The sequence below is a fragment of the Streptomyces sp. NPDC050842 genome, from assembly GCF_044456565.1.
Classification (GTDB): Bacteria; Actinomycetota; Actinomycetes; order Streptomycetales; family Streptomycetaceae; genus Streptomyces.
Window position 1 is genome coordinate 163,053 of sequence record NZ_JBITGA010000007.1, and the last position, 22,579, is coordinate 185,631.

The 22,579-nt window shown below is 72.1% G+C and carries 18 protein-coding genes; 6 read left to right on the top strand and 12 right to left on the bottom strand.

Going from position 1 to position 22,579, the window contains the following annotated elements:
* Nucleotides 1-71 precede the first annotated feature (71 nt).
* Entirely contained in the window at nucleotides 72-845 is a 774-nt protein-coding gene (locus tag ACIBG6_RS24450; protein ID WP_399224683.1) for a hypothetical protein, read from the bottom strand.
* A 5-nt stretch (nucleotides 846-850) separates the two neighbouring features.
* Complete coding sequence (locus tag ACIBG6_RS24455; RefSeq protein ID WP_329624109.1) at nucleotides 851-1,438, bottom strand: papain-like cysteine protease family protein; 588 nt, start codon at nucleotides 1,436-1,438, stop codon at nucleotides 851-853.
* Between the two features lie 235 nt (nucleotides 1,439-1,673).
* On the opposite strand from ACIBG6_RS24455, the gene ACIBG6_RS24460 reads away from it, so the two are divergent.
* Nucleotides 1,674-2,603 carry a hypothetical protein gene (locus tag ACIBG6_RS24460; protein WP_399224684.1) on the top strand — a complete coding sequence of 310 codons (930 nt, stop codon included), beginning with the start codon at nucleotides 1,674-1,676 and terminating at the stop codon, nucleotides 2,601-2,603.
* 26 nt (nucleotides 2,604-2,629) lie between these two features.
* On the opposite strand, the gene ACIBG6_RS24465 is transcribed toward ACIBG6_RS24460, so the two are convergent.
* The gene (locus tag ACIBG6_RS24465; RefSeq protein ID WP_399224685.1) at nucleotides 2,630-3,055 is read right to left on the bottom strand and encodes a Rieske (2Fe-2S) protein; all 426 of its coding nucleotides are present in this window, start codon (nucleotides 3,053-3,055) and stop codon (nucleotides 2,630-2,632) included.
* 122 nt (nucleotides 3,056-3,177) lie between these two features.
* Nucleotides 3,178-6,267: an excinuclease ABC subunit UvrA gene (gene uvrA / locus ACIBG6_RS24470; RefSeq protein ID WP_399224687.1), complete on the bottom strand. Its 3,090-nt coding sequence runs from the start codon at nucleotides 6,265-6,267 to the stop codon at nucleotides 3,178-3,180.
* 156 nt (nucleotides 6,268-6,423) lie between these two features.
* Between uvrA and ACIBG6_RS24475 the strand changes: the two genes are divergently transcribed.
* The 3 genes from ACIBG6_RS24475 (at nucleotide 6,424) to ACIBG6_RS24485 (ending at nucleotide 9,257) form a co-directional block, all read left to right on the top strand.
* Nucleotides 6,424-7,113 (top strand): maleylpyruvate isomerase family mycothiol-dependent enzyme, encoded by a 690-nt coding sequence (locus ACIBG6_RS24475; protein WP_399224688.1) that lies wholly within the window; start codon nucleotides 6,424-6,426, stop codon nucleotides 7,111-7,113.
* Between the two features lie 38 nt (nucleotides 7,114-7,151).
* Nucleotides 7,152-7,808, top strand: a complete 657-nt coding sequence (locus ACIBG6_RS24480; protein WP_399224689.1) for an MBL fold metallo-hydrolase — start codon at nucleotides 7,152-7,154, stop codon at nucleotides 7,806-7,808.
* Nucleotides 7,809-7,958: 150 nt separating this feature from the next.
* A complete protein-coding gene (locus tag ACIBG6_RS24485; protein WP_399224690.1) occupies nucleotides 7,959-9,257 on the top strand; it encodes an MFS transporter in 1,299 nt (432 codons plus the stop codon).
* 69 nt (nucleotides 9,258-9,326) lie between these two features.
* On the opposite strand, the gene ACIBG6_RS24490 is transcribed toward ACIBG6_RS24485, so the two are convergent.
* The 5 genes from ACIBG6_RS24490 to ACIBG6_RS24510 all read right to left on the bottom strand — a co-directional run bounded on the left by ACIBG6_RS24490 (nucleotide 9,327) and on the right by ACIBG6_RS24510 (nucleotide 16,496).
* Nucleotides 9,327-10,352, bottom strand: a complete 1,026-nt coding sequence (locus ACIBG6_RS24490; RefSeq protein ID WP_399224691.1) for a TerC family protein — start codon at nucleotides 10,350-10,352, stop codon at nucleotides 9,327-9,329.
* A gap of 232 nt (nucleotides 10,353-10,584) precedes the next feature.
* Nucleotides 10,585-12,477, bottom strand: a complete 1,893-nt coding sequence (locus ACIBG6_RS24495; RefSeq protein WP_399224692.1) for a TerD family protein — start codon at nucleotides 12,475-12,477, stop codon at nucleotides 10,585-10,587.
* Nucleotides 12,478-12,635: 158 nt separating this feature from the next.
* Nucleotides 12,636-13,214 (bottom strand): TerD family protein, encoded by a 579-nt coding sequence (locus tag ACIBG6_RS24500; protein ID WP_329624100.1) that lies wholly within the window; start codon nucleotides 13,212-13,214, stop codon nucleotides 12,636-12,638.
* Nucleotides 13,215-13,353: 139 nt separating this feature from the next.
* Nucleotides 13,354-15,492, bottom strand: a complete 2,139-nt coding sequence (uvrB, locus tag ACIBG6_RS24505; protein ID WP_399224694.1) for an excinuclease ABC subunit UvrB — start codon at nucleotides 15,490-15,492, stop codon at nucleotides 13,354-13,356.
* A 107-nt stretch (nucleotides 15,493-15,599) separates the two neighbouring features.
* The gene (locus tag ACIBG6_RS24510) at nucleotides 15,600-16,496 is read right to left on the bottom strand and encodes an MHYT domain-containing protein (RefSeq protein ID WP_399224695.1); all 897 of its coding nucleotides are present in this window, start codon (nucleotides 16,494-16,496) and stop codon (nucleotides 15,600-15,602) included.
* A gap of 247 nt (nucleotides 16,497-16,743) precedes the next feature.
* Here ACIBG6_RS24510 and ACIBG6_RS24515 point away from each other — a divergent pair, with 247 nt between their 5' ends.
* On the top strand, nucleotides 16,744-17,310 hold the full coding sequence (locus ACIBG6_RS24515) for a methylated-DNA--[protein]-cysteine S-methyltransferase (protein WP_399224696.1): 567 nt from the start codon (nucleotides 16,744-16,746) through the stop codon (nucleotides 17,308-17,310).
* A 44-nt stretch (nucleotides 17,311-17,354) separates the two neighbouring features.
* Nucleotides 17,355-18,686 (top strand): MFS transporter, encoded by a 1,332-nt coding sequence (locus tag ACIBG6_RS24520; protein WP_399224698.1) that lies wholly within the window; start codon nucleotides 17,355-17,357, stop codon nucleotides 18,684-18,686.
* 44 nt (nucleotides 18,687-18,730) lie between these two features.
* On the opposite strand, the gene ACIBG6_RS24525 is transcribed toward ACIBG6_RS24520, so the two are convergent.
* From ACIBG6_RS24525 to ACIBG6_RS24535, 3 genes are read right to left on the bottom strand one after another with little or no spacing between them, the layout of a single operon-like run.
* Nucleotides 18,731-19,729 carry a TolB family protein gene (locus ACIBG6_RS24525; RefSeq protein WP_399224699.1) on the bottom strand — a complete coding sequence of 333 codons (999 nt, stop codon included), beginning with the start codon at nucleotides 19,727-19,729 and terminating at the stop codon, nucleotides 18,731-18,733.
* Between the two features lie 3 nt (nucleotides 19,730-19,732).
* Nucleotides 19,733-21,040 carry an MFS transporter gene (locus ACIBG6_RS24530; RefSeq protein WP_399224700.1) on the bottom strand — a complete coding sequence of 436 codons (1,308 nt, stop codon included), beginning with the start codon at nucleotides 21,038-21,040 and terminating at the stop codon, nucleotides 19,733-19,735.
* The gene (locus ACIBG6_RS24535; protein ID WP_399224701.1) at nucleotides 21,040-22,398 is read right to left on the bottom strand and encodes a discoidin domain-containing protein; all 1,359 of its coding nucleotides are present in this window, start codon (nucleotides 22,396-22,398) and stop codon (nucleotides 21,040-21,042) included. Before ACIBG6_RS24535 ends, ACIBG6_RS24530 begins: the two co-directional genes overlap by 1 nt.
* Nucleotides 22,399-22,579 lie beyond the last annotated feature (181 nt).

Here is a 22,579-nt window from a genome sequence, read left to right on the forward strand (position 1 = left end):
CTGACCGGGTGGCGGCTCCCCCGGGCTCCGCACCGCGGCCGGGTGGCGGGTCAGGGCCGGCGGGTGGCGGGTCAGGGCTCCTGGGGGGCGCGGCGGCGTATTGCCGTCGTGGCGATCAGGGTGAGGGTCAGGGCCGCGCCCGCGCCCGCCATCGTGGAGGCCACCGTGACGGCGGGCTCCTCGTGACGCGCGGGTGCATCCGCGCGCGGCGCGTACCCGCCCGCCGCCCCCTTCCTCGCGTACGCCGAGCCGGGCAGCTTGTCCCCGTAGTCGCGGGCGACCCGCTCCCGGTACGCGGCCAGACTCGTCCCGTTCTTCCCGACCGCCCGCACCGCGTCCTCGTCCAGCGGCAGCACCTTCGCCCCCTTCTGGACGTACCAGGCGTCGATCTGCGGCTCCCGGAAGACGACGCCGCCGGGCAGCACGCGCCCGCCCTGTTCCGCGTACCGGATCTCGTCGTCGCCGGTGGCGATGTTCACGACCTGCCAGCCGCCCGGCTGCTTCACCGTCCACAGCGAGGCCTTCTGGCCGTCCGAGGCGACGGCCCGGCTGGCCCGGAACTCGACGCGGGCGACCGGCGCCCCCGCCTTCCCGGCGACGAAGTCCGGGGAGAGGATCCGTACCGGCACGGATCCGCCCTCGACGCGCGGGGCGGCCGCCGAGCGGGCGAGCGCCCCGTCCCGGGCGAAGAACCGGGACAGGGTGTCCAGGGTCTGCGGCGCGGAGGCGGCCTGTTCGGGGGTCGGCGCGGCCGGCAGGCTCTCCGCGGCGGCGGCCGGGAGCGCCCCGAGGGCGACGAGGGCGGCGGTGGTCAGCAGACCGGCGCCGATGGCACGTCCGTTCATCGTCGTCACGCCCCGATCCGGTAGAGCGAGTGGGTCCAGGAGAAGGAGTTGTTGTTGACGTACCAGGCATGCGAGGCCCAGTTGTAGCGGTCGCTGGAGGGCCAGGGGTCGCCCCAGTAGACCCAGCTGTTCGCATCGTCGTAGCCGTAGATCACATGCATGTGACCGCCGCCGCTCGACCACTGGATGCGGGTCTCGATGGGCCGGTTCGCGTTGATCTCGGTCTGCACGGTCGGGTAGCGCAGCCAGCCGGTCACGTACGAGCCGGGGTTGACGCCCGCCCAGCTGAGTCCGGTCTGGACGTTGCCGAGGGTGGCCTGGTTGTTGGGGCAGTCGTAGCCCTGCTGGCGGTTGAAGGCGGCGTTGCAGAACTGGTTCTGGCTGTAGTTGCGGCCGAACCAGGTGGCGATGGTGTTGCCGGCGGCGGCCCAGCACCAGTTGGTCTTCTGCTGCGCCTGCATGGTGATGTTCAGCTGCTTGGAGCCGAGGGCGGAGACGTCCTCACCGGCGGGCGCGGCGGACGCCGAGGTGGTGGGGACGAGGAAGAGGGCGGCTGCGGCGAGTGCCGCGAGGGACAGTTTCCTGCTGCGCATCGCGTTCCTCCCGTGGAGGGGGGTGGGGATGTGGGGAGTGGAGGAGCGCGTCCGGACGCTGGTCAGGAGCATCGGCCGTTGTCGGGAGCGGGTCAACACGCTTCAATGCGGGGTGACATCGGACTGTGAACGGTGTGACCCGGGTGTGAACGGACGCCCTCGGCCCACCTGCCCGCCCACCGCTCGCGGCGCGACGGTCCGCTCCCCCGTCGTGAATGTTCACTGAGGAGCCCTCGTGAGCCACACCGAGGCCGATCTGGTGCAGCTGCTGCACACCGGCCCCTTCCATCTGGCGCTGCGCACCGCGTTCGCCGTGCGCGGGCTGCCGCTCCAGCGGGTCCAGCACCATCTGGCGCACCGGGGCATCAGGGTCGGCGTGACGAGCCTGAGCTACTGGCAGCAGGGCGCCCGGCGGCCGCAGCGGCCGGAGTCCCTGAAGGCCGTGCGCGCGCTGGAGGAGGTGCTCCAGCTACCCGGGAACTCGCTCCTCCGGCTCCTGTCGGACGACGCGGCCGGCCGGGCCGAGGTGGAGCGCCCGGCGGGACGGTCGTACCGCTCACTGGTGGAGGCGTCCGGCTCGGTCGAGGAGCTGCTCGCGGAGCTGGAGTCCCCGGCGGACGGCGGGCTGCACACGGTGGGGCACCACGAGCGGGTACGGATCGGGGCGGCGCGGGAGCTGGTGGGGCGCGAGTCGCAGCACGTCGTGCGGGCGCACCGGGACGGGGTCGACCGCTATCTGGCCATCCACCACGGGGATCCGGGGTGCGATCCGTCCCGGGTGGAGGTGCGGGCCGTGGAGAACTGCCGCACCGGGCGGGTGCGGTGGCATGCCGGGACGGGCGTGATGGCCGCGGAGCTGCTCTTCGACGCGCGGCTGCGGGCCGGGGACACGCACCTGTTCTCGTACGGGTTCGAGGACGGCACAGCGGGTCCGAGCGGGGAGTACGTGCGCGGGTTCAGCTTCGCCGGTGGGCAGTACGTGCTTCAGGTGCACTTCGACGAGGCGGCGCTCCCGGTGCGGTGCCGGAGGTTCGCCCAGACCTCGGCGGGCGCGCCGCGCGGGGGCCGTGCGGAGCTGACGCTGAGCGGCCGGCACCGCACGGTGCACCTGGTGGAGCAGGGGGTGCGCCCGGGGATCCTGGGGATCGACTGGGACTGGTCGTGAGGGCGTGAGGGGCGGGAGCCGGAGGCTCAGGCCTCGGGTCCGGCGACCAGCTTGCCGTTCTCGACGCGGACCGGGACCTCGGGCAGCGGCACCGTGGCCGGGCCCTTGAGCGCCTTGCCGGTCGTCACGTCGAAGCGGCTGCCGTGGCAGGGGCAGTTGCCCTCGTTGTCCTCGATCTTGTCGAGGACGCAGCCGGCGTGGGTGCACTGGGCGCTGAACGCCTTGTACTGGCCCTTGGCCGGGCAGCTCACCAGGACCTTCTGCTCGCGGTAGAGCTTGGCGCCGCCGACGGGGATCTCGTCCGGGGCGCCGAGAGCGACCGGGGCGGTCGGGGTCGGGACCCCGGCATGGCCGAGCTTGGATTCGGTGGAGCAGGCGGCGACTCCCAGCCCGGCGGCGCCGGCGAGGGCGGCACTCTTCAGTACGGTGCGGCGGCTGGACTGGCCGGACATGAGCGCTCCACGGTGGGATCGGGGCAAGGCGTGACCGAACCGACGATACCGGCGGGGTTTCGCGGGCTGTCGCCCGGGCCTGTCGTGAGGCGGGGCCCCGGGTGGGGCCCCGCCTCTCCGCGTCAGGCCTTGCGGGCTCGGGCCGTCGCCTTCTTGGCGGTGGCCTTGGTGGCCGCGGCCTTGGTGGCGGTGGCCTTCGTGGCGGCAGCCTTCGTCGCCGTGGCCTTGGTGGCGGTGGCCTTCGTCGCCGTCGCCTTGGTGGCCGTCTTCTTCGCCGGGGCGGCGGACTTCTTGGCGGGGGCCTTCTTGGCCGCCGCCTTCTTCGCTCCGCGCGCCGCCGGGACGGTCCCGCCCGCGTCGCTGATCCGGTCCGCGCCGAGGATCTCGCGGAGGAACTTGCCGGTGTGGCTGGTCGACACCGAGGCGACCTCCTCGGGCGTGCCCTCGGCGACGACCAGGCCGCCGCCGTTGCCGCCCTCGGGGCCCATGTCGATGAGCCAGTCCGCGGTCTTGATGACGTCGAGGTTGTGCTCGATGACGATCACCGAGTTCCCCTTGTCGACCAAGCCGGAGAGGACCGTGATCAGCTTCGAGATGTCCTCGAAGTGCAGACCCGTGGTCGGCTCGTCCAGGACGTAGACGGTGCGGCCCGTCGAGCGCTTCTGGAGCTCGGAGGCGAGCTTCACGCGCTGCGCCTCGCCGCCCGAGAGCGTCGGCGCCGACTGCCCGAGCCGGACGTACCCGAGACCGACCTCGTTGAGCGTGCGCAGGTGGCGGGCGATGGTCGGGACGGCCTCGAAGAAGCCGAGGGCCTCCTCGATCGGCATGTTCAGGACCTCGGCGATGGACTTGCCCTTGTAGTGGACCTCCAGGGTCTCCCGGTTGTACCGGTCGCCGTGGCAGACCTCGCACGGGACGTAGACGTCCGGGAGGAAGTTCATCTCGATCTTGATCGTGCCGTCGCCGGAGCAGTTCTCGCAGCGGCCGCCCTTGACGTTGAAGGAGAACCGGCCGGGCAGGTAGCCCCGGACCTTGGCCTCCATCGTCTCGGCGAAGAGCTTGCGGACGTGGTCGAAGACGCCGGTGTAGGTCGCCGGGTTCGACCGCGGGGTGCGGCCGATCGGGGACTGGTCGACGTGCACGACCTTGTCGACGAGGTCGTCGCCGTCCACGCGCGTGTGACGCCCGGGCACCGACTTGGCGCCGTTCAGCTCGCGCGCCAGGTGGGTGTAGAGGATGTCGTTGACCAGGGTCGACTTGCCGGAGCCGGAGACTCCCGTGACGGCCGTCAGGACGCCCAGCGGGAAGGAGACGTCGATGTCCTGCAGGTTGTTCTCGCGGGCGCCGTGCACGGTGAGCCGTCGGCCCGGGTCCACCGGGCGGCGGATGTCCGGGGTGGGGATCGCCCTGCGGCCGGACAGGTACTGCCCGGTGATCGACTCCTCGTTGGCGAGGAGCTCCTTCAGGGGACCGGAGTGGACGACCTTGCCGCCGTGCTCGCCTGCACCGGGGCCGATGTCGACGACCCAGTCCGCGACCTTGATGGTGTCCTCGTCGTGCTCGACGACGATGAGCGTGTTCCCCATGTCCCGGAGCCGGACCAGGGTCTCGATGAGCCGGTGGTTGTCGCGCTGGTGCAGGCCGATGGACGGCTCGTCGAGCACATACAGCACACCGACGAGGCCGGAGCCGATCTGGGTGGCGAGCCGGATGCGCTGGGCCTCGCCGCCGGAGAGCGTGCCGGCGGCCCGGTTGAGGGAGAGGTAGTCGAGGCCGACGTCGACGAGGAAGCGCAGCCGCTCGTTGACCTCCTTGAGGACCCGCTCGGCGATCTTCTTGTCGCGGGCGTTGAGCGTCAGCCGGGAGAGGAACTCGGCGCAGTCGCTGATCGACATCGCGGAGACCTCGGCGATGGACTTCTCCATGACCGTGACCGCGAGGACGATCGGCTTGAGGCGGGTGCCCTCACAGGTGGGGCAGGGCACCTCGCGCATGTAGCCCTCGAAGCGCTCGCGGCTGGAGTCGCTCTCGGCCTCGCTGTGCCGCCGCTTGACGAAGGAGACGGCGCCCTCGAAGGCCGGGGTGGTGTACGCCCGCTCCCGCCCGTACCGGTTGCGGTAGCGGACCTCGACCTGGGTCTTGTGGCCGTGCATCAGGGCCTTCTTGGCGCGCTGCGGCAGCCCCGCGTACGGGAGGTCCGTGCGGAAGCCGAGGGCCTGGGCGAGACCGCCGATGAGCCGGCCGAAATACTCCTTGGTGTGGCCGTGCGACCAGGGGTGGATGGCCCCCTCGTCGAGCGACTTGTCCTCGTCCGGGACGATCAGCTCGGGGTCGACCTCCATGCGCGTACCGATGCCGGTGCAGTCGGGGCAGGCGCCGAAGGGCGAGTTGAAGGAGAAGGAGCGCGGCTCCAGCTCCTCGAACGACAGGTCGTCGTACGGGCAGTAGAGGTGCTCCGAGTACATCCGCTCGCGCTCGGGGTCGTCCTCGGGGAGGTCGACGAAGTCGAGCACGACCATGCCGCCGGAGAGCCCGAGCGCGGTCTCGACGGAGTCGGTGAGCCGGCGCTTGGCGCTGTCCTTCACGGTGAGGCGGTCGATGACCACCTCGATCGTGTGCTTCTCCTGCTTCTTCAGCGTCGGCGGCTCGCTCAGCTGAATGGTCACGCCGTCGACCCGGGCGCGGCTGTAGCCCTTGGTCTGGAGGTCGGCGAAGAGGTCGACGAACTCGCCCTTCCGCTCGCGCACGAGCGGCGAGAGGACCTGGAAGCGGCTGCCCTCGGGGAGCTCCAGGACCTTGTCCACGATGGCCTGCGGCGACTGGCGGGAGATCGGCCGGCGGCACTCGGGACAGTGCGGCTTGCCGATGCGGGCGAAGAGCAGGCGGAGGTAGTCGTACACCTCCGTGATCGTGCCGACCGTCGAGCGCGGGTTGCGCGAGGTCGACTTCTGGTCGATGGAGACGGCGGGCGACAGACCTTCGATGAAGTCGACGTCCGGCTTGTCCATCTGGCCGAGGAACTGCCGGGCGTAGGAGGAGAGCGACTCGACGTACCGGCGCTGCCCCTCGGCGAAGATCGTGTCGAACGCGAGGGAGGACTTGCCCGATCCCGAGAGCCCGGTGAAGACGATGAGGGAGTCACGCGGGAGGTCGAGCGAGACGTTCTTGAGATTGTGCTCGCGAGCGCCACGAACGATGAGACGGTCGGTCACGCCGGTCCGCACCTTTCTTGAGAGAGCGGATGTGCCTGACACACCCAACAACCAAGGATGCCGGATGCTTCCGTCGAGCCTATAGCACGCACATTCGATTTCCGGCCTCGTGGCGACCGCTTCACCCGAACGAGTGGCGGCGCTAGGGTCGGCGCCATGATCGACCACGAACGTGATCTCGCCTCTGTCAAAGCAGCGACCGACCGGCTGCTGGACGCGGCCGCCTCCTGGGACAACGCGACGACGGCCGAGCCGTCACGGCTTCCCGGCTGGACGCGCGGCCATGTCCTGGCCCACATCGCCCGGAACGCCGACGCTCTGGTGAACGTCCTCCAGGGCCGTCCCATGTACGCGGACGCCGCGACCCGCGACGCCGACATCGAGCGCGACGCGGGCCGCCCCCTCGCCGTCCAGCTCGCCGACCTGCGCGAGAGCGGCGACGGTTTCCAGGCCGCGGGCGCCGAGCCCGCCGACTGGAGCCGCACCGTCGAGCTCCGCAACGGCGTCACGGACAGTGCCTCCCGGATCCCCTTCCGCCGCTGGGTGGAGGTGGCCCTGCACCATGTCGACCTGGGCGTCGGCTACGAGCTGGAGGACCTGCCCGAGGAGTTCGTCCAGCGGGAGATCGAGTTCCTCGCGGACCGCTTCACGGGCAACGCGACCGTGCCGCCGACCCGGATCGTGGCGACGGCGGGCACGGACACCTGGACCACCGGTTCCGGCGAGGGCGCCGAGGTCACCGTGACCGGCCCCGCCCCCGAGCTCCTCGGCTGGCTCGCCGGCCGCCGCGACGGCTCCGCCCTCAAGACCGAGGGCGGCCCGCTCCCGGCGCTCCCGGCGCTCTAGCGCCCTCTGTCGTCGGTGGGCGGAGCTAGGCTGAGCCCATGACGTACAGCGGAAGTGTGAAGGTCGGCGGACCGGCGGACGTGCACGAGCTGACGGACCTGATGATCTCGAAGGTCTCGGTCGGCCCGATGGACAACAACGCGTACCTGCTGCGCTGCCGGGCGACCGGCGAGCAGCTGCTGATCGACGCGGCCAACGACGCCGACACACTGCTCACGCTGATCGGTGACGACGGCATCAGGGCCGTCGTCACCACCCACCGGCACGGCGACCACTGGCAGGCCCTCGCGGAGGTCGTCGCCGCGACCGGCGCCCGGACCTACGCCGGGGCGTACGACGCGGAGGGCATCCCGGTCGCCACCGACGTGCCGGTCGAGGACGGCGACACGGTCCGGGTGGGCCGGGTCGAGCTGACCGCCCGCCGGCTGGTCGGGCACACCCCCGGCTCGATCGCCCTCGTCTACGACGACCCGCACGGCCACCCGCATGTCTTCACCGGCGACTGCCTCTTCCCCGGCGGGGTGGGCAACACCTGGAAGGATCCGGAGGCCTTCGCGAGCCTGATCCACGACGTGGAGACCAAGCTCTTCGCGGCCCTGCCGGACGAGTCCTGGGTCTACCCGGGCCATGGCAAGGACACCACGCTCGGTGACGAGCGCCCGCACCTCGCGGAGTGGCGCGAGCGCGGCTGGTGAACCGCCGTCGCACCGACAGCGCGCGGCTCACCGGCCGCGCGCTTCCGTACGCCCCCGTAACCCGGACGGCCGCGGGGTAGTTGGCGCCACATGCGCCCCAGTCACTCTCCGTCGCCGACCGCTCCCCCGGCTCCGCCCGCTCCTCCTTCGATGCTCCGGCTCGCCACCGCCTCGCTCGTCGGCACCGCCATCGAGTTCTTCGACTTCTTCGTCTACGGGACCGCCGCCGCCCTCGTCCTCGGGCCGCTCTTCTTCCCGACCTTCTCCCCGATCGCCGGGACCCTGGCCGCCTTCGGCACCTTCGCCATCGGCTTCGTCGCCCGCCCGCTGGGCTCGGTCCTCTTCGGGCACGTCGGCGACCGGTACGGCCGCCGACCGGTCCTCTTCGCCTCGCTGCTCCTGACCGGCTGCGCCACCGTCGCGGTCGGCTGCGTCCCCACGTACGAGACGCTCGGCATCGCCGCGCCGCTGCTCCTGCTGACCCTCCGGTTCCTCCAGGGCCTCGGCCTCGGCGGCGAGTGGGGCGGGGCCGTCCTGCTGACCGCCGAGCACGCGCCGGCGAACCGGCGCGCGCTGTGGGCGAGCTTCCCGCAGATCGGCCCGGCGGTCGGCTTCCTCCTCGCGAACGGGGTGATGCTGGCGCTCACGGCGGGCCTGAGCGACGCGGACTTCCGCTCCTGGGGCTGGCGGGTGCCGTTCTGGGCGGCGGGGGTCCTCGCGGCGGCCGGGCTGCTGCTGCGGTCCTCGCTCGCGGAGACCCCGCAGTTCGAGGAGCTGACCGCGTCGGGACGGCGGGCGAGCGCCCCGCTGGCCGAGATCGTCCGCGATCACTGGCGGCTCGTGCTGCTGACGGCCGGGGCGCTCGCCGTCGGGTACGCGGTGTTCTACACGGTCTCCACCTGGGCCCTGGCCTACGGCACGGAGCGGCTCGGGGTGAGCAGCACGGTGATGCTGACGTGTGTGATGGCCGCGGTGGCGATCAAGGGCGCGGCCACGCCCTTCGTGGCCCTCCTCTCCGACCGCTGGGGCCGCCGCCCGCTGTGTCTCGCGGGGTGCGCGGCGTCCGCCCTCTGGATGTTCCCGATGGTGGCCCTGCTGCACACCGCGGAGCCGTTCCTGATGTTCCTCGGCTTCCTGGGCTCGCTGCTGGCTTTCATCACGATGTTCGCCGTGATCGCCGCGTACCTCCCGGAGCTCTACGAGCCCCGCGTCCGCTGCACCGGCGCGGCCGTCGGCTACAACCTCGCGGGCGTCCTCGGCGGCGCCCTCACGCCCATCGTCGCCACCACCCTCTCGGACGGCGGCTCGGGCCCGCCCTGGGGCGTCGCGGCCTATCTGACCGTGGTGGCCCTCATCAGCCTGGGCTGCTTCGCGCTCCTCCCGGAGACCCTTCCGGACCGGTCCGAGGCGGCGGGGGCACCGAAGGCGGCGGAGGCGGCGACCGCCTGACGGCACGGGAAACGGCGACGGCCGGCCGGGGGCGGGTGCCCCTGGCCGGCCGTCGCCGTGCGTGACGCGTCAGGCGCCGATGCTGTCCTTCTCGACGCCGTCCGCGTCCTCGACACCCTTGGTGTCGGTGACGCTCTCGGCAGCCTCTCGCTCCGCCTGCTTCTTGGAGGCGATCAGGCTGGTGATCGTGGTGACGACCAGGACGCCGCCGATGACCGCCAGCGAGAAGCCGATGGAGATCTCCGGGACGTGCACCCCGGACTCGTGCAGGGCGTGCAGGACGAGCTTCACGCCGATGAAGCCGAGAATCACCGACAGGCCGTAGCTGAGGTGGACCAGCTTCTTGAGCAGGCCGCCGATCAGGAAGTACAGCTGCCGCAGGCCCATGAGGGCGAAGGCGTTGGCGGTGAAGACGATGTACGGGTCCTGGGTCAGGCCGAAGATCGCCGGGATGGAGTCGAGGGCGAAGAGGATGTCCGTGGTGCCGATGGCGATCATGACGACCATCAGCGGGGTCAGGACGCGCTTGCCGTTGACGCGGATGAAGAGCTTGGTGCCGTGGTACTTGTCGGCGACGCCGAACTTCTTCTCGACGGACTTGAGGAGACGGTTCTCCTCCCAGTCGTCCTCTTCCTCGTCGGCACGCGCCTCCTGGATGAGCTTCCAGGCGGTGTAGATCAGGAACGCGCCGAAGATGTAGAAGACCCACGAGAAGTTCGCGATGACCGCGGCGCCCGCGACGATGAAGATCGTGCGGAGGACCAGGGCGATCACCACACCCACGAGCAGCACGCGCTGCTGGAGGTGGGAGGGGACCGAGAACTTCGCCATGATCAGGATGAAGACGAAGAGGTTGTCGACACTGAGCGACTTCTCGGTGACGTAGCCGGCGAAGAACTCCCCGGACGCCTGGCTGTTGCCGAACACGAGCAGGCCCACTCCGAAGAGCACGGCGAGCACGACCCAGACGATCGTCCAGATTCCGGCTTCCTTGACCGAGACGTCATGGGGCTTCCGCCCGATGAAGAAGTCGGCTCCGATGAGGGCGACCAGACCGAGAATGGTCAGCACCCACAGGGTCATTGAAACGTCCACTGCGCCTCCGGCGTCGTACGGCTACTTGATCAGCGTCGTCGCTGCCGGAGGTCTCTTCCACCCGAGCGGCTCACACCGCGGTCGGGCCGACGCCCCGGGATCGGATCGCTGAGGATCCGTCCGTATTGACGGGTACGCCGCGCATGGGGAGTACTCCCCTCCGCACCATGAACATTACCCGAAAACCCAAGAGAAGGTAAAGCGCAGGGTAAAGAGGCTCCAAGAGACCAGGTCAGGGCCGCTTTGCCGGGCGGGCGTCCGCGACCTGCGCGAGGACCTGCCGGAGGATCCGGCTGCCCGGCGGCAGGAGCGGGGGCTCGTACGACCACGCGTGACCCACCCACGGATCGGCGAGGTGGTCGTCGGGGACGGGGGTGAGCCGCAGCAGTGAGCGCCAGAGCGGGTCGAGCACGGGCCCGTACGCGGCGGCGTCGGCCCGGTCGGCCACCATCAGCAGATGGACGCCGACCCCGGGGCCCTCGTCGGCCAGGTACCGGAGCCGGGTGACCGCCCGGTCGTCGAAGCCGTGCGGGAAGTCGTGCACGATCAGGAGCTGCCGGGCCGCGTCCAGGCCGGGCGGCAGCGCGTCGACGGCGCCGTTCCGCAGGGCCATCTGGAGGAGGTCGACCCGCTCCGTGAGCTGCTCCAGCACCGCGGAGACGCCGGCCGCGCCCCGGGCGGGCGGGGCGGCGAGCACGCCGGTGTCCACGAGCGGCGCGAGCGAGGCCGCGCCGGCACCGGCCGCGTCGACGACGTGGACCGCGAAGCCGCCCGCCGGGTGGACGGCGAGCAGCCGGGCCGCGTGCGCGACCGCGGTGTCCAGGGCGAGCCGCCTCAGCTCGGTCTCGTCGAGGAGGCCGGCCGCCTCCGAGCGGCCCCGCCCTCCCCCAAGTTCTCGGCTGCGCTCGGACAGGGGGGACCCCGAGTCCACCCAGAGCCCGCGCTCCAGCGGGAGCCGGACGAGCATGGGGATCCGCAGCTCGGTGCGCTCGGGGAGGTGGAGGTCGCCCAGGCGCACGGCCATCGGCTCCTCCGCCGGCGGGCGGTAGCCGTGCCAGACCGGGTTGTCCCAGCGGGCGTAGGCGGGCGGCAGGGCCGGTTCGACGACCTCGGACTCGACGGCGAGCTGGGCGAGGTCCCGGTCCAGGACCTCCTGGGCCCGCTCCACGAGCTCGTCGTGACGGGCGCGGGCGGCTGCCCGCGCGGCATCGTTCGCGCCCCCGCCACGAGCGCGGTAGTCGGAGAGCACCTCGTCGAGCTCCCGGTCCAGCCGGGACTCGGCGAAGTCGCAGGCGCTGCGGTAGGCGGCGGCGGTACGGGCCAGGTCCTCGAACATCCCCCACACCTGGTTGTACAGGCGCTCGTCCATGGACCAGCCGGCCGCGTCCCCGGCGACGGGGACGGACGGGCCCTGGGGTGCCTGCGAACCCTGCGGGGCCGGAGTCGGGGCCGGGGCCGGGGCAGGCTCCGGGGCGGTGGTCCGGCGCCGGGGATGGGCGTAGCTGATCGGGCCGCCCGCGGTCGGCGCGGTCTGCTGCTCGGCCGGGGCGGGGACGGGCGCGGGCGGCGGTGTGCGGCGGGCCCGCTCCGACTCCAGGATCGACGCGGCCAGGTCGGCGGGGCGCTCCAGGCCCTGGTCACCGAGGAGGGCGGCGAGACCGCCCTCGTACCCCTGCCCCATGGCGCGGACCTTCCAGGCGCCCTGGCGGCGGTACAGCTCCAGGGCGACGACGGCGGACTCGCTGTCGAGCCCGGTGATCGTGTAGCTGGCGATGTCGGTGCCGTCGGGTCCTGTGACGGCGACGAAGGGGGCGGCGGCCTTCCCGAAGGAGGTCGGTCCGCCGCCGCCCACGGGCAGCGCCAGGAGGACGGAGACGCGGTGGACGGCGTCCGGGACCGCCGCAAGGTCGACGGCGAGGCGCTGGTCGGCCGCGGCCTGCCGGGGGACGTCCACACCGGGGAGCGAGGGGGCGACGGGGTGGGCGACCCACTCCACGCCCGGGACCCTGCCCCGCTCGTCGCCGAGGGCGGCTCCGGCGACGACCGGGTGACCGGCCGACACCCTGATCTCCAGTCGGGTGTCGGGCAGGGGGTGGTTCTGCCCCCGGACCAGCTCGGCCGTCATCGGCTCTGTCCCCTCAGCGGTTCCCTGTTGACGAATGGTGCGGACGTGCGGTGGCGCGGACGTGCGGTGGAGCGGTGCTGCCGTGGAGCGGTGGTGCGGGACAGCTCCCGGCGGCCTGCTGCCTCCGGGAGCTGTGGGTGCGTCCTGCGCGGTCCTGCCTACAGGTGCGGCAGGATCGCGGGCATCAGGTCCTGGAACGTCCGGCCGTTGGCCGGGTTGCCCAGGGCGGTCATCTGCCAACCGGAGCCGGCCCGGTGCACCTTCGCCATGATCTGCGCGGTGTAGTTGCCGCCGCCGTCGAGGGTGTAGCGCGCGAGCTCCTGGCCGTTCGTCTCGTCGACGATCCGGCAGAAGGCGTTCTGCACCTCCTGGAACGTCTGACCGGTGAAGGAGTTCACGGTGAAGACGATCGTGTCGATGTGGACCGGGACCCGCTGGAGGTCGACGAGGATCGCCTCGTCGTCCCCGCCCTGGCCCGCGCCGCCGACCAGGTTGTCACCGGTGTGCTTGACCGAGCCGTCGTCGCTGACCAGGTGACGGAAGAAGACCACGTCGACCGGCTGCTTGTCCGCGAAGAGGACGGCCGAGGCGTCCAGGTCGATCTCCTGCGTGCGCTTGCCGAAGAGACCGCGGCGCGGTGCCGCCTGCCAGCCGAGCCCCATCCTCACCTGGCTGAGGCTGCCTCCGCCCTGCTTCTCCAGGCTGATGGCCTGACCCTTGGTCATGTTGACCGTCACGCGCTTGCCCCTCTCGTTGCGTTCCCCGCGCCCGCTGTCCGGTGCGTGCGGTTGTCCAGCACCCTACGCAGAGGGACTGACACCGCAGAGCCGAGGTCCGGATTTGTGTCGGTCTTGCAACACACCGGACCGCCGCAGGTCAGGCGAGACCCGCCTCCTTCATCTGGCGCAACTCCTTCTTCAGCTCTCCCACTTCGTCGCGGAGCCGGGCCGCCACCTCGAACTGCAGCTCGGCGGCTGCGGCGCGCATCCGGTCGGTCATCTCCTCGATGATCGCGGCCAGTTCGGTGGCGGGGCGGTCGCCGAGCTCGACGGTGGATCCGGGCTTGCCTCCCTTGCCCCGGCTCTTGGGGCCGTGCGCGGCGAGCGAGGGTACGGGCGCCTTGGCGGCCTTCCCCTCCTTCCCCTGGCGGTAGCCGCTGCCGAGGAGCTCCTCGGTGTCGACCTCCTCGCGGGCGATGGTCGCCACGATGTCGTTGATCTTCTTGCGCAGCGGCTGCGGGTCGATGCCGTGGGCCGTGTTGTACGCGACCTGCTTCTCGCGGCGCCGGTTGGTCTCGTCGATGGCCTGCTCCATCGCCGGCGTGATCCGGTCCGCGTACATGTGGACCTGTCCCGAGACGTTTCGCGCGGCACGGCCGATGGTCTGGATGAGGGAGGTCCCGGAGCGCAGGAAGCCCTGCTTGTCGGCGTCGAGGATGGCGACGAGGGAGACCTCGGGAAGGTCGAGTCCCTCGCGGAGGAGGTTGATGCCGACGAGGACGTCGTACTCGCCGGCGCGCAGCTCGCGCAGCAGCTCGATGCGGCGCAGGGTGTCGACGTCGCTGTGGAGGTAGCGCACCTGGATGCCGAGCTCCAGGAAGTAGTCGGTGAGGTCCTCGGCCATCTTCTTGGTGAGGGTGGTGACGAGGACCCGCTCGTCCTTCTCGGTGCGCAGCCGGATCTCGTGGACGAGGTCGTCGATCTGGCCCTCGGTCGGCTTGACGACGACCTCGGGGTCGATGAGCCCGGTGGGGCGGATGATCTGCTCGACGAAGCCGTCGCCGCGGGAGAGTTCGTACGTGCCCGGGGTCGCCGAGAGGTAGACGGTCTGGCCGATCCGCTTCTGGAACTCCTCCCACTTCAGCGGGCGGTTGTCGAGGGCGGACGGGAGCCGGAAGCCGTGGTCGACGAGGGTCCGCTTGCGGGAGGCGTCGCCCTCGTACATGGCGCCGATCTGCGGAACGGTGACGTGCGACTCGTCGATGACGAGGAGGAAGTCCTCGGGGAAGTAGTCGATGAGGGTGTTCGGTGCGGAGCCGGGGTCGCGGCCGTCGAAGTGCATCGAGTAGTTCTCGATGCCGGAGCAGGAGCCGATCTGCCGCATCATCTCGATGTCGTACGTGGTCCGCATGCGCAGGCGCTGGGACTCCAGGTGCTTGCCCTGCTTGTCGAGCTCGGCGAGGCGGATCTCCAGCTCGCGCTCGATGTCGTTGACCGCCCGCTCCATCCGCTCGGGGCCCGCGACGTAGTGGCTGGCGGGGAAGACGTACAGCTCGCGGTCCTCGGTGATGATCTCGCCGGTGAGCGGGTGGAGGGTGGAGAGCGCCTCGATCTCGTCGCCGAACATCTCGATGCGGACGGCCAGCTCCTCGTACACCGGGAAGATCTCGATGGTGTCGCCGCGGACCCGGAAGGTGCCGCGGGTGAACGCCAGGTCGTTGCGGGTGTACTGGATGTCGACGAAGCGGCGGAGCAGCTGGTCGCGGTCGATCTCCTCGCCGACCTTGAGCGGGACCATCCGGTCCACGTACTCCTGGGGCGTGCCGAGGCCGTAGATGCAGGAGACGGAGGCGACCACGATGACGTCCCTGCGGGTGAGCAGGGAGTTCGTCGCGGAGTGGCGGAGCCGCTCCACCTCCTCGTTGATGGAGGAGTCCTTCTCGATGTACGTGTCCGACTGGGGGACGTACGCCTCGGGCTGGTAGTAGTCGTAGTACGAGACGAAGTACTCGACCGCGTTGTTCGGCAGGAGTTCGCGGAACTCGTTCGCCAGCTGGGCGGCCAGGGTCTTGTTCGGTGCCATCACCAGGGTGGGGCGCTGGAGCTTCTCGATCATCCAGGCGGTGGTGGCCGACTTGCCGGTGCCGGTGGCGCCGAGGAGCACGACGTCCTTCTCGCCCGCGCGGATGCGCCGCTCGAGGTCGGCGATGGCCGTCGGCTGGTCGCCGCTGGGCTGGTAGGAGCTGACGACCTCGAAGGGCGCCACCGAACGTTCGATCTTGGAAACGGGCCGCATGGAACCACCGTACGACCCGGCACTGACACTCGGGCGGTGATCGGCTCACCGCCCGCTCCGAAGGAGTCCCGAAGGTCGCCCGAAGTGGTGTCCCTGAGGTGTCCCGCTCACCAGTCCTGGGAGCGGTGGCCGCCGCGGGGGACGCTCCTGCGGGCGGCGCGGCCGGCGGGGCGGGCCGACCAGTTGGCGGGCTCGCCGTAGGACGGCACGTGGCGCGGCGCGGGCACGCCGGGGCGGTGCACGCTCTGCGCGGGCCGCTGCCAGTCCGGGTCGCCCATCACGAGCAGCGGGTCGAACATGACGACCACGGCGGCGAGGATGAGGAAGACCGCCGGGCCGATCAGCATCGGCAGGAGGAGCGAGGTCGCGGTGTCACCGGTGCCGGCGGGGACGTGTCCGCCCTGGAGGTGGACGCTGACGGCCGCCATGGCGGTGTAGTGCATACCACTGACGGCTCCGCCCATCACCAGGCTCGCACCGAGGCTGGCCAGAAACCCGTGTACGGATACGGCCGCCCAGAGGGCCGCGGTGGCGGCCACGACGGCGATGACGACGGACAGGGCGACGGTGACCGTGTCGTACTCGACGCGGCCGTGGAGGCGCATGCCAGCCATGCCGAGGTAGTGCATCGTGGCGACGCCGAGGCCGGTGATCGTGCCGCCGGTGACGAGCGTGAGGGCGGTCGCCCCGCGGTACCCGACGATGAAGATCCCGATGCCGACCATGAGGACGGCGACGCCCAGGCTGGCGAAGGTGATGGGGCGGTCGTAGGTGATGGGCGCCTGCCGGACCGAGAAGCCCATCATGGCGATGAAGTGCATCGTCCAGATGCCGGTGCCTATGGAGGTGGCGCCGAGGGCGAGCCAGCCGGCCTTGAAGGTGTCGCGGTGGCGGAGCGACCTGGTGGTGCACCTCAGACCGAGGGCGCCGCCGAGGCAGGCCATGATGAAAGCGGCCACCGGAGTGACGAGCCCGTAGCTGAATCCGTCGACCGTGCCCTGCATGAGCGTATGTCCTCCACCCCTGGTGCCACGTCGTCCGAAAACAGTCGGTACCGCTGGGTAGTACTACCGGGGCGAGATTATGGCGCGCCGGGGGCCTCACGACCACGTGACCGGGGAATTTCTGCTCGTGAGACCGGAGCGAGACCGGTCCGTGATCTAGCCGGCGGCTCGGCGCCCTCCTCGTGACCGTCACGGGAGCCTGTCCGGTCGGGCTGTCCTGTCAGTGGCGGGTCGTACCGTGGGCGGCATGGACAACGAAGCGGAGCCGACGGGCGGCGAGCCGACCGTCGCGGTGGAGTGGACGGTCGTGGAGAGCGACATCGGTCCGCTCTTCCTCGCCGCGACCGGGCGGGGACTGGTGCGGGTCGAGTTCCACGCCGACGCGGCGCGGCGGGTGCAGATGCTCGACCGCTTGGGCGGGCGGTTCGGGGTGGAGCCGGTGGAGAGTGCCTCGGGGCTGCTCGCCGAGGCGATACGCCGGCTCGACGCGTACTTCGCGGGCGATCCGCGCCCCTTCGACCTGCCCCTGGACTGGAGCCTGACGTCGGGCTTCAACCGGCAGGTGCTGCGCGAGCTGGCGACCGGGGTCCCGTACGGCACGGTCGTGGGGTACGGGGAGCTGGCGCGGCGCGTGGGGCAGCCGGGCGCGGCCCAGGCGGTCGGAGCGGCGATGGGCGCCAATCCGCTGCCGGTGGTGGTGCCGTGCCACCGTGTGGTGGAGAGCGACGGCGGGCTCGGGGGGTTCGGGGGCGGTCTGGAGACCAAGCGCCGGCTGCTGGCACTGGAGGGTGTGCTGCCCGCGCCGCTGTTCTGAGGGGGGCGTTCCCATCGGATGGGACGGCTGGCACACTCACGTAAGTGACCCACACCCCCGACGCCCCTGACGTCACCTTGCCCGGCGACATACCCGGCGCGGTATCCGACGAGACATCCGCCCCTGTCTCCGCCACCGAACTGCCCGCGCTGCGCCGACGGATCCAGGCCGTCCTCATCGCCACCCAGATCCTCGGCGGCCTCGGCATCGCCATCGGCTTCGCGCTCGCCGCCGTGCTGGCCAAGGAGGTCAGCGGGACGGAGGCGTTGTCCGGTCTCGCCTCCACGGCGTCGGTGGCCGGTCCCGCGCTGCTCGCCATGCCGCTGGCCGCGCTGATGGCCTCGCGGGGGCGCCGGGCGGGGCTCGTCCTCGCCTACCTGCTCGGGGCACTGGGGGCCGTGGTGGTGGTGCTCGGCGCGGCCGTCGAGAGCTTCCCGCTGCTCCTCGTCGGACTCGTCGGCTTCGGCGCCGGCTCCTCGGCCAACCTGGCCGCCCGGTTCGCCGCCGCCGACCTCGCCGAGCCCGACCGCAGGGCCCGGGCCATCTCCACCGTGGTGTGGGCGACCACGATCGGGGCGGTGCTCGGGCCGAACATCGCCGCACCCGCCGGGGAGAGCGTGTCGGGCCTGGGCATACCCGCCACGGCCGGCCCGTTCGTCTGGGCCGCCGGTGTCTTCGTCGTCTCGGCGGCGGTCGTCGCGCTCCTCCTGCGCCCGGACCCCCTCCTCACCGCCCGCGCGCTCGCGGATCCCGGGGCGGGCGAGCGGCCGGAGGGCCGCTCCCTGCGCGCCGGAATGCGGGCGGTACGGGAGTCGCCGCAGGCCCGGCTCGCCCTGGTCACGATCGCCGCCTCGCACACCGCGATGGTCTCGATCATGTCGATGACCCCGATCGCGCTGACCCATCACGGCGCGGGCATCCAGCTGATCGGTCTCGTGATCAGCGGGCACATCGCCGGCATGTACGCCTTCTCGCCGCTGATGGGCTGGCTGTCCGACCGGCTGGGCAGGCTGTCGGTGATCGGACTCGCCGTCGGGCTGATCGCCGTGGCGGCGCTCATCGCGGGCACGGCGGGGCCGAGCCCCGGCCAGACGGCCCTCGGTCTCTTCGTCCTCGGCCTCGGCTGGTCCGCCGGCCTCGTGTCCGGCTCGGCGCTGCTCACCGACTCGGTGCCGCAGGCCGCGCGGGCGGCCGTCCAGGGTCTCTCCGACTTCGTCATGAACACCGCCGCCGGGGTCGGTGGGCTCGCGGCGGGCCTGATCGTCTCGGAGGCGGGCTACGGGCCGCTCAACGCGATCGCCGCGTGTCTGCTCCTTCCGATGGCGGCGCTCGCGGTCCGCGGCGCCCTCCGGAAGTCCGGTCCGGTCGCGCCCTGACCCCGGTCCCGCCCTGTACCGGGCTCTGCCGGTGGGCACGCCGGTCAGCGCGGTACGGCGGGTGACGTCGCCCCGCGCGCCAGCTGCCGTGGCGCCCCCGTGCCGTCCGCCGGTACGGACCAGACCGCTCCCCCGTATCCGTACGCGAGGGTCTTCGGGTCCGTCCACAGGGCCTGGTCGTCGATGCCGCGCCGCTCGGCGACGGGGTGCTCGCGCCCGGAGCGCAGGTCGTGCACGTACAGCCGCCACGGCTCGCGCGGGCCTTCGGAGACCCGCTTCTTGAAGGCGATCCGGGTTCCGTCCGGGGAGAGCGACGGGCATTCGACGTTCTCCCGCAGGGTGCGGGCCGACCAGTTCGCCATGTCGCCCTCGACGAGATGGGTGCGCCCGTCCGTCGAGACGGTGGCGTAGAAGCGGTTGTCGTCGGCGGCGAAGGAGACGCCCCAGTAGTTGACGTCGGGGGCGTGGTACCGGCGCCCGCCGAGGGTCAGCGGAATCAGCTCGATGTTCTTCACCAGGTACCCGGTGTGCAGGTCGAGGATCGACGTGCGGGTGGAGAAGGACGAGCGCGCGTAGGAGTCGCCGGTCGCGAACATCGTCCAGGAGAGCATCCGCCCCGACGCGGAGACCCGGGCGCGGCTGGGGATGCCGGGCAGCGCGATGCGGCGCACTTCGCGCAGCCGGCGGTCGAGCACCAGGGCGTACGAGCGGGCCGGGACGCCCGGTCGGCGCACGAGGCAGAGGGCGGTGGGGCCGGCGGCGTGGAAGCGGTCGCAGGCGGGCCCGTCGGCCACCCGGCCGCCGGCCGCGGCCGGGTCCACGCGCGCGACGCGCCCGGTCGCGGTGTCCCGGACGTGGAGCGCGCCGGGGCGGCCCCCGTCGAGGGTGAAGCCGGCCACCGGGGCGTCGGTGGCCCCGGCCTGTCGCCCGGACGCCGCCCGGAGGGTGTAGGCGGTCGCGCCGCCGCCCAGCAGGACGAGGGCGAGGACGAGGATCCACACACGCGCGTGGCGGGACAGACGGACATCGGTCACGGCGGGCATGGGTCAGTCCTCTCGGAGGGTCGTGGCAGAGGCGGGAGGCAGAGCAGCGGCGGGCAGGGGGCTCGCGGCCGGTAGGAATCGGGCGGCGCAGCACAGGGCCGCGGCGAGGGCCAGGAGCGCCGCCACGAGTGCCGCTTCCGGCCCGCTCGCCGTCCAGACGGCGCCGAACGCGACGGCGGCGCCGAGCCGGGCCAGCGCCTGCGCGGTCTGGACGAGCGCGAGGCCGCCCGCCTGGCGCCCCTCGGCGAGGTAGGGCCCGGTCAGGGCCATCAGGACGCCGTCGGTGGCCGCGTAGAAGGTGCCGATCAGCACCAGGACGCCCCCGACGAGGAGGACGTCCGGTACGGGGGCGAGGAGCAGTCCGTACGCGAGGAGCAGGGCCCCGTGTCCGTACAGGAAGGGTCGCCGGCGGCCGACGCGGTCGGCGAGGCAGCCGGCCGGGACGGCGAGCAGCAGATAGACACCGGCGGCGCCGAGCGGCAGGAACGGGAACCAGGTGGCGTCGAGTTCGAGCCGTCGCTGGAGCAGCAGGTACAGGAAGGCGTCGCCGACGGTGGCGGCGCCGAGCAGGCCGGCGCAGAGAAGGATCCGCCGGTACGCGGGCGAGCGCAGCACGGCGAAGACCCCGCCACGCGCGCGTGGCGCCGCTTCTGCGGCCTGCGCTCGGGGCCGTCGTACCGCCGTGCCGCGTCGCCCCGGGACCAGCAGCACCCACAACAGGACGCCGAACACCCCGACGCAGAAGCTGACGGCGAAGACAGCCTCGTACGCCTCGGCCGTGGCCCACAGCAGGGCGAAGGCGGCCAGGGGGCCCAGGAGGGCTCCGGTGGTGTCCATCGCGCGGTGGGTGCCGAAGGCGCGGCCCAGCTCGTCCGGCGGACTGTGCAGGGTGATGAGCGCGTCGCGCGGGGCCGTGCGGACGCCCTTGCCGAGCCGGTCGGCGGCGAGCGCTGCGGCGATTCCGCCGGCCGAGCCGCCCGCGAGGAGGAGGCCGAGGCGGGAGCACGCCGAGAGGGCGTAGCCGAGCCCTCCGACCTGTTTGTGGCGTCCTCCGCGGTCGGCGGTGGCGCCGCCGAGGATCCGTACGAGCGCGGTGGCGCCGGTGGAGAGCCCGTCGAGCAGCCCGAACTGGAGCGGGGAGAGGCCGAGTCCGACGACGAGGTAGAACGGCAGCACGGCGGTCACCATCTCGGAGGAGATGTCGGTGACCAGGCTGACCGCGCCGAGCGCGAGGACGGTGCCCGGGACGCGCCGCCTGCCCCGCGAGGGGGCGGGCGGCGCGCCGCGGCGACCGGTGGTCGCGAGGTACATCAGTGGCAGGTGTAGGTCGGGCCGGAGTCCTTCACCTGGTCGTCGGTGCCGACGTACTGCCAGGTGTAGGTGGTGTCGGTGAGGTCCAGCTTCAGGACGCCGTACGGACCGCTGATCCGCTTCTGGCTGTTCGGCTGGACCGTCTCGATGTCGTAGGGGTCGGCGCCGCCCATGCCCCCGACGATCTCGACGATGCCGTCGGCGGTGGCGCGCCCGTTCGGGTCCTGCGGGGCGAACCGCTCGTAGTGGTGGTCGTGTCCGTTGAGCACGAGGTCGGCCTTGGCCCCGTACAGGATCTGCCAGACCGGCCGGGAGACGGGGTCGTTGCCGTGGCCGCCGGAGGAGTACAGGGGGTGGTGGAAGTAGGCGGCGAGGCAGCCCTTGGTGTTGCGGGCGAGGTCGTCCTTCAGCCACTGGATCTGGGCGGGGTCGTCGAAGGAGTTGGAGTCGAGGGCGACGAAGTGCCAGTTGCCCTGGTCGTAGCTGTAGTAGGGCTTGCCCTGGGGGTAGGCGATCGCGCCGAAGTACGCCTTGTAGCCGGCGAGCGAGCCCGCGGGGTCGTAGGTCTCGTGATTGCCGGGCACCGGCCGTGTCTTCGCCTTGAAGGCGCCCCAGGTCTTGTCGTAGTAGGCGCGGAAGTCGGAGAGCAGGGCGTCGTCGTACTGGTTGTCGCCCATCGTCAGGTAGAAGGACGGGGCGATCCGCTGTGCCAGCGCGGCGGTCTTGGGGTGGGCGCAGGAGCTGCTGGAGGCCGTGCACTGGGCGGCGATGTCCCCGGCCGCGACGACGGTGAAGGCGCCGGTGGGCGGGGGCGTGGTGCCGGTCGTGCCGTAGGCCTCGACCGCGAAGAGGGAGTAGCCGTACGAGGTGCCGCGTGCCGTCCCGTAGACGCGGAGGTGACGGCCCTTGCCGGTGAGTCCCGTCCAGTCGTCCGTGCCGCCGTTCCCGGCGGTCTCGGTGGCGAGGCGGGTCCAGGTGGTGCCGTCCTCGGAGATCTCGACGCGGTAGGCCTTGGCGTAGGCGGCCTCCCAGACGAGGCGGACGCGGGAGACGGTGGCGGAGGAGCCGAGGTCGACCCGGATCCACTGGGGGTCGGAGCCTTCGGCGCTGGCCCAGCGGGTGGTGGAGACGCCGTCGAAGGCCTTCTCCGGGCCGAACGTGCCGTCCTCGACGGAGGAGGAGGTGGCCGGCCGGCCCTGGGAGATCAGCGGATCGGCCGCGGCGCCGGCCCGGTCCGGGTGGGCGAGCAGGAGGCCGCCGACGAGCAGCAGGACGGCGGTGAGGACGAGGGTCAGTCGGGTGGTGGTGAAGGGGGTGGTGGGGGTGCTGCGCGGTGGTGTGGAGGCGTACAGGCGCATACCTGGGCTCCCTGGCCTGAGGGGTCGGCGAGAGCTGGACACCGGTGCGGAGCACGAGGGCCCTGCCGCGTGGCGATTCGGGGCGCCACGCGGCGGGGTGGTGCTCGGCGGCCGGGTCAGAGCTCTCGCTGAGCGCGTCACGCCCGTGGGGTCGGGCGCCGCGCCAAGCCGCTGGCCGGGA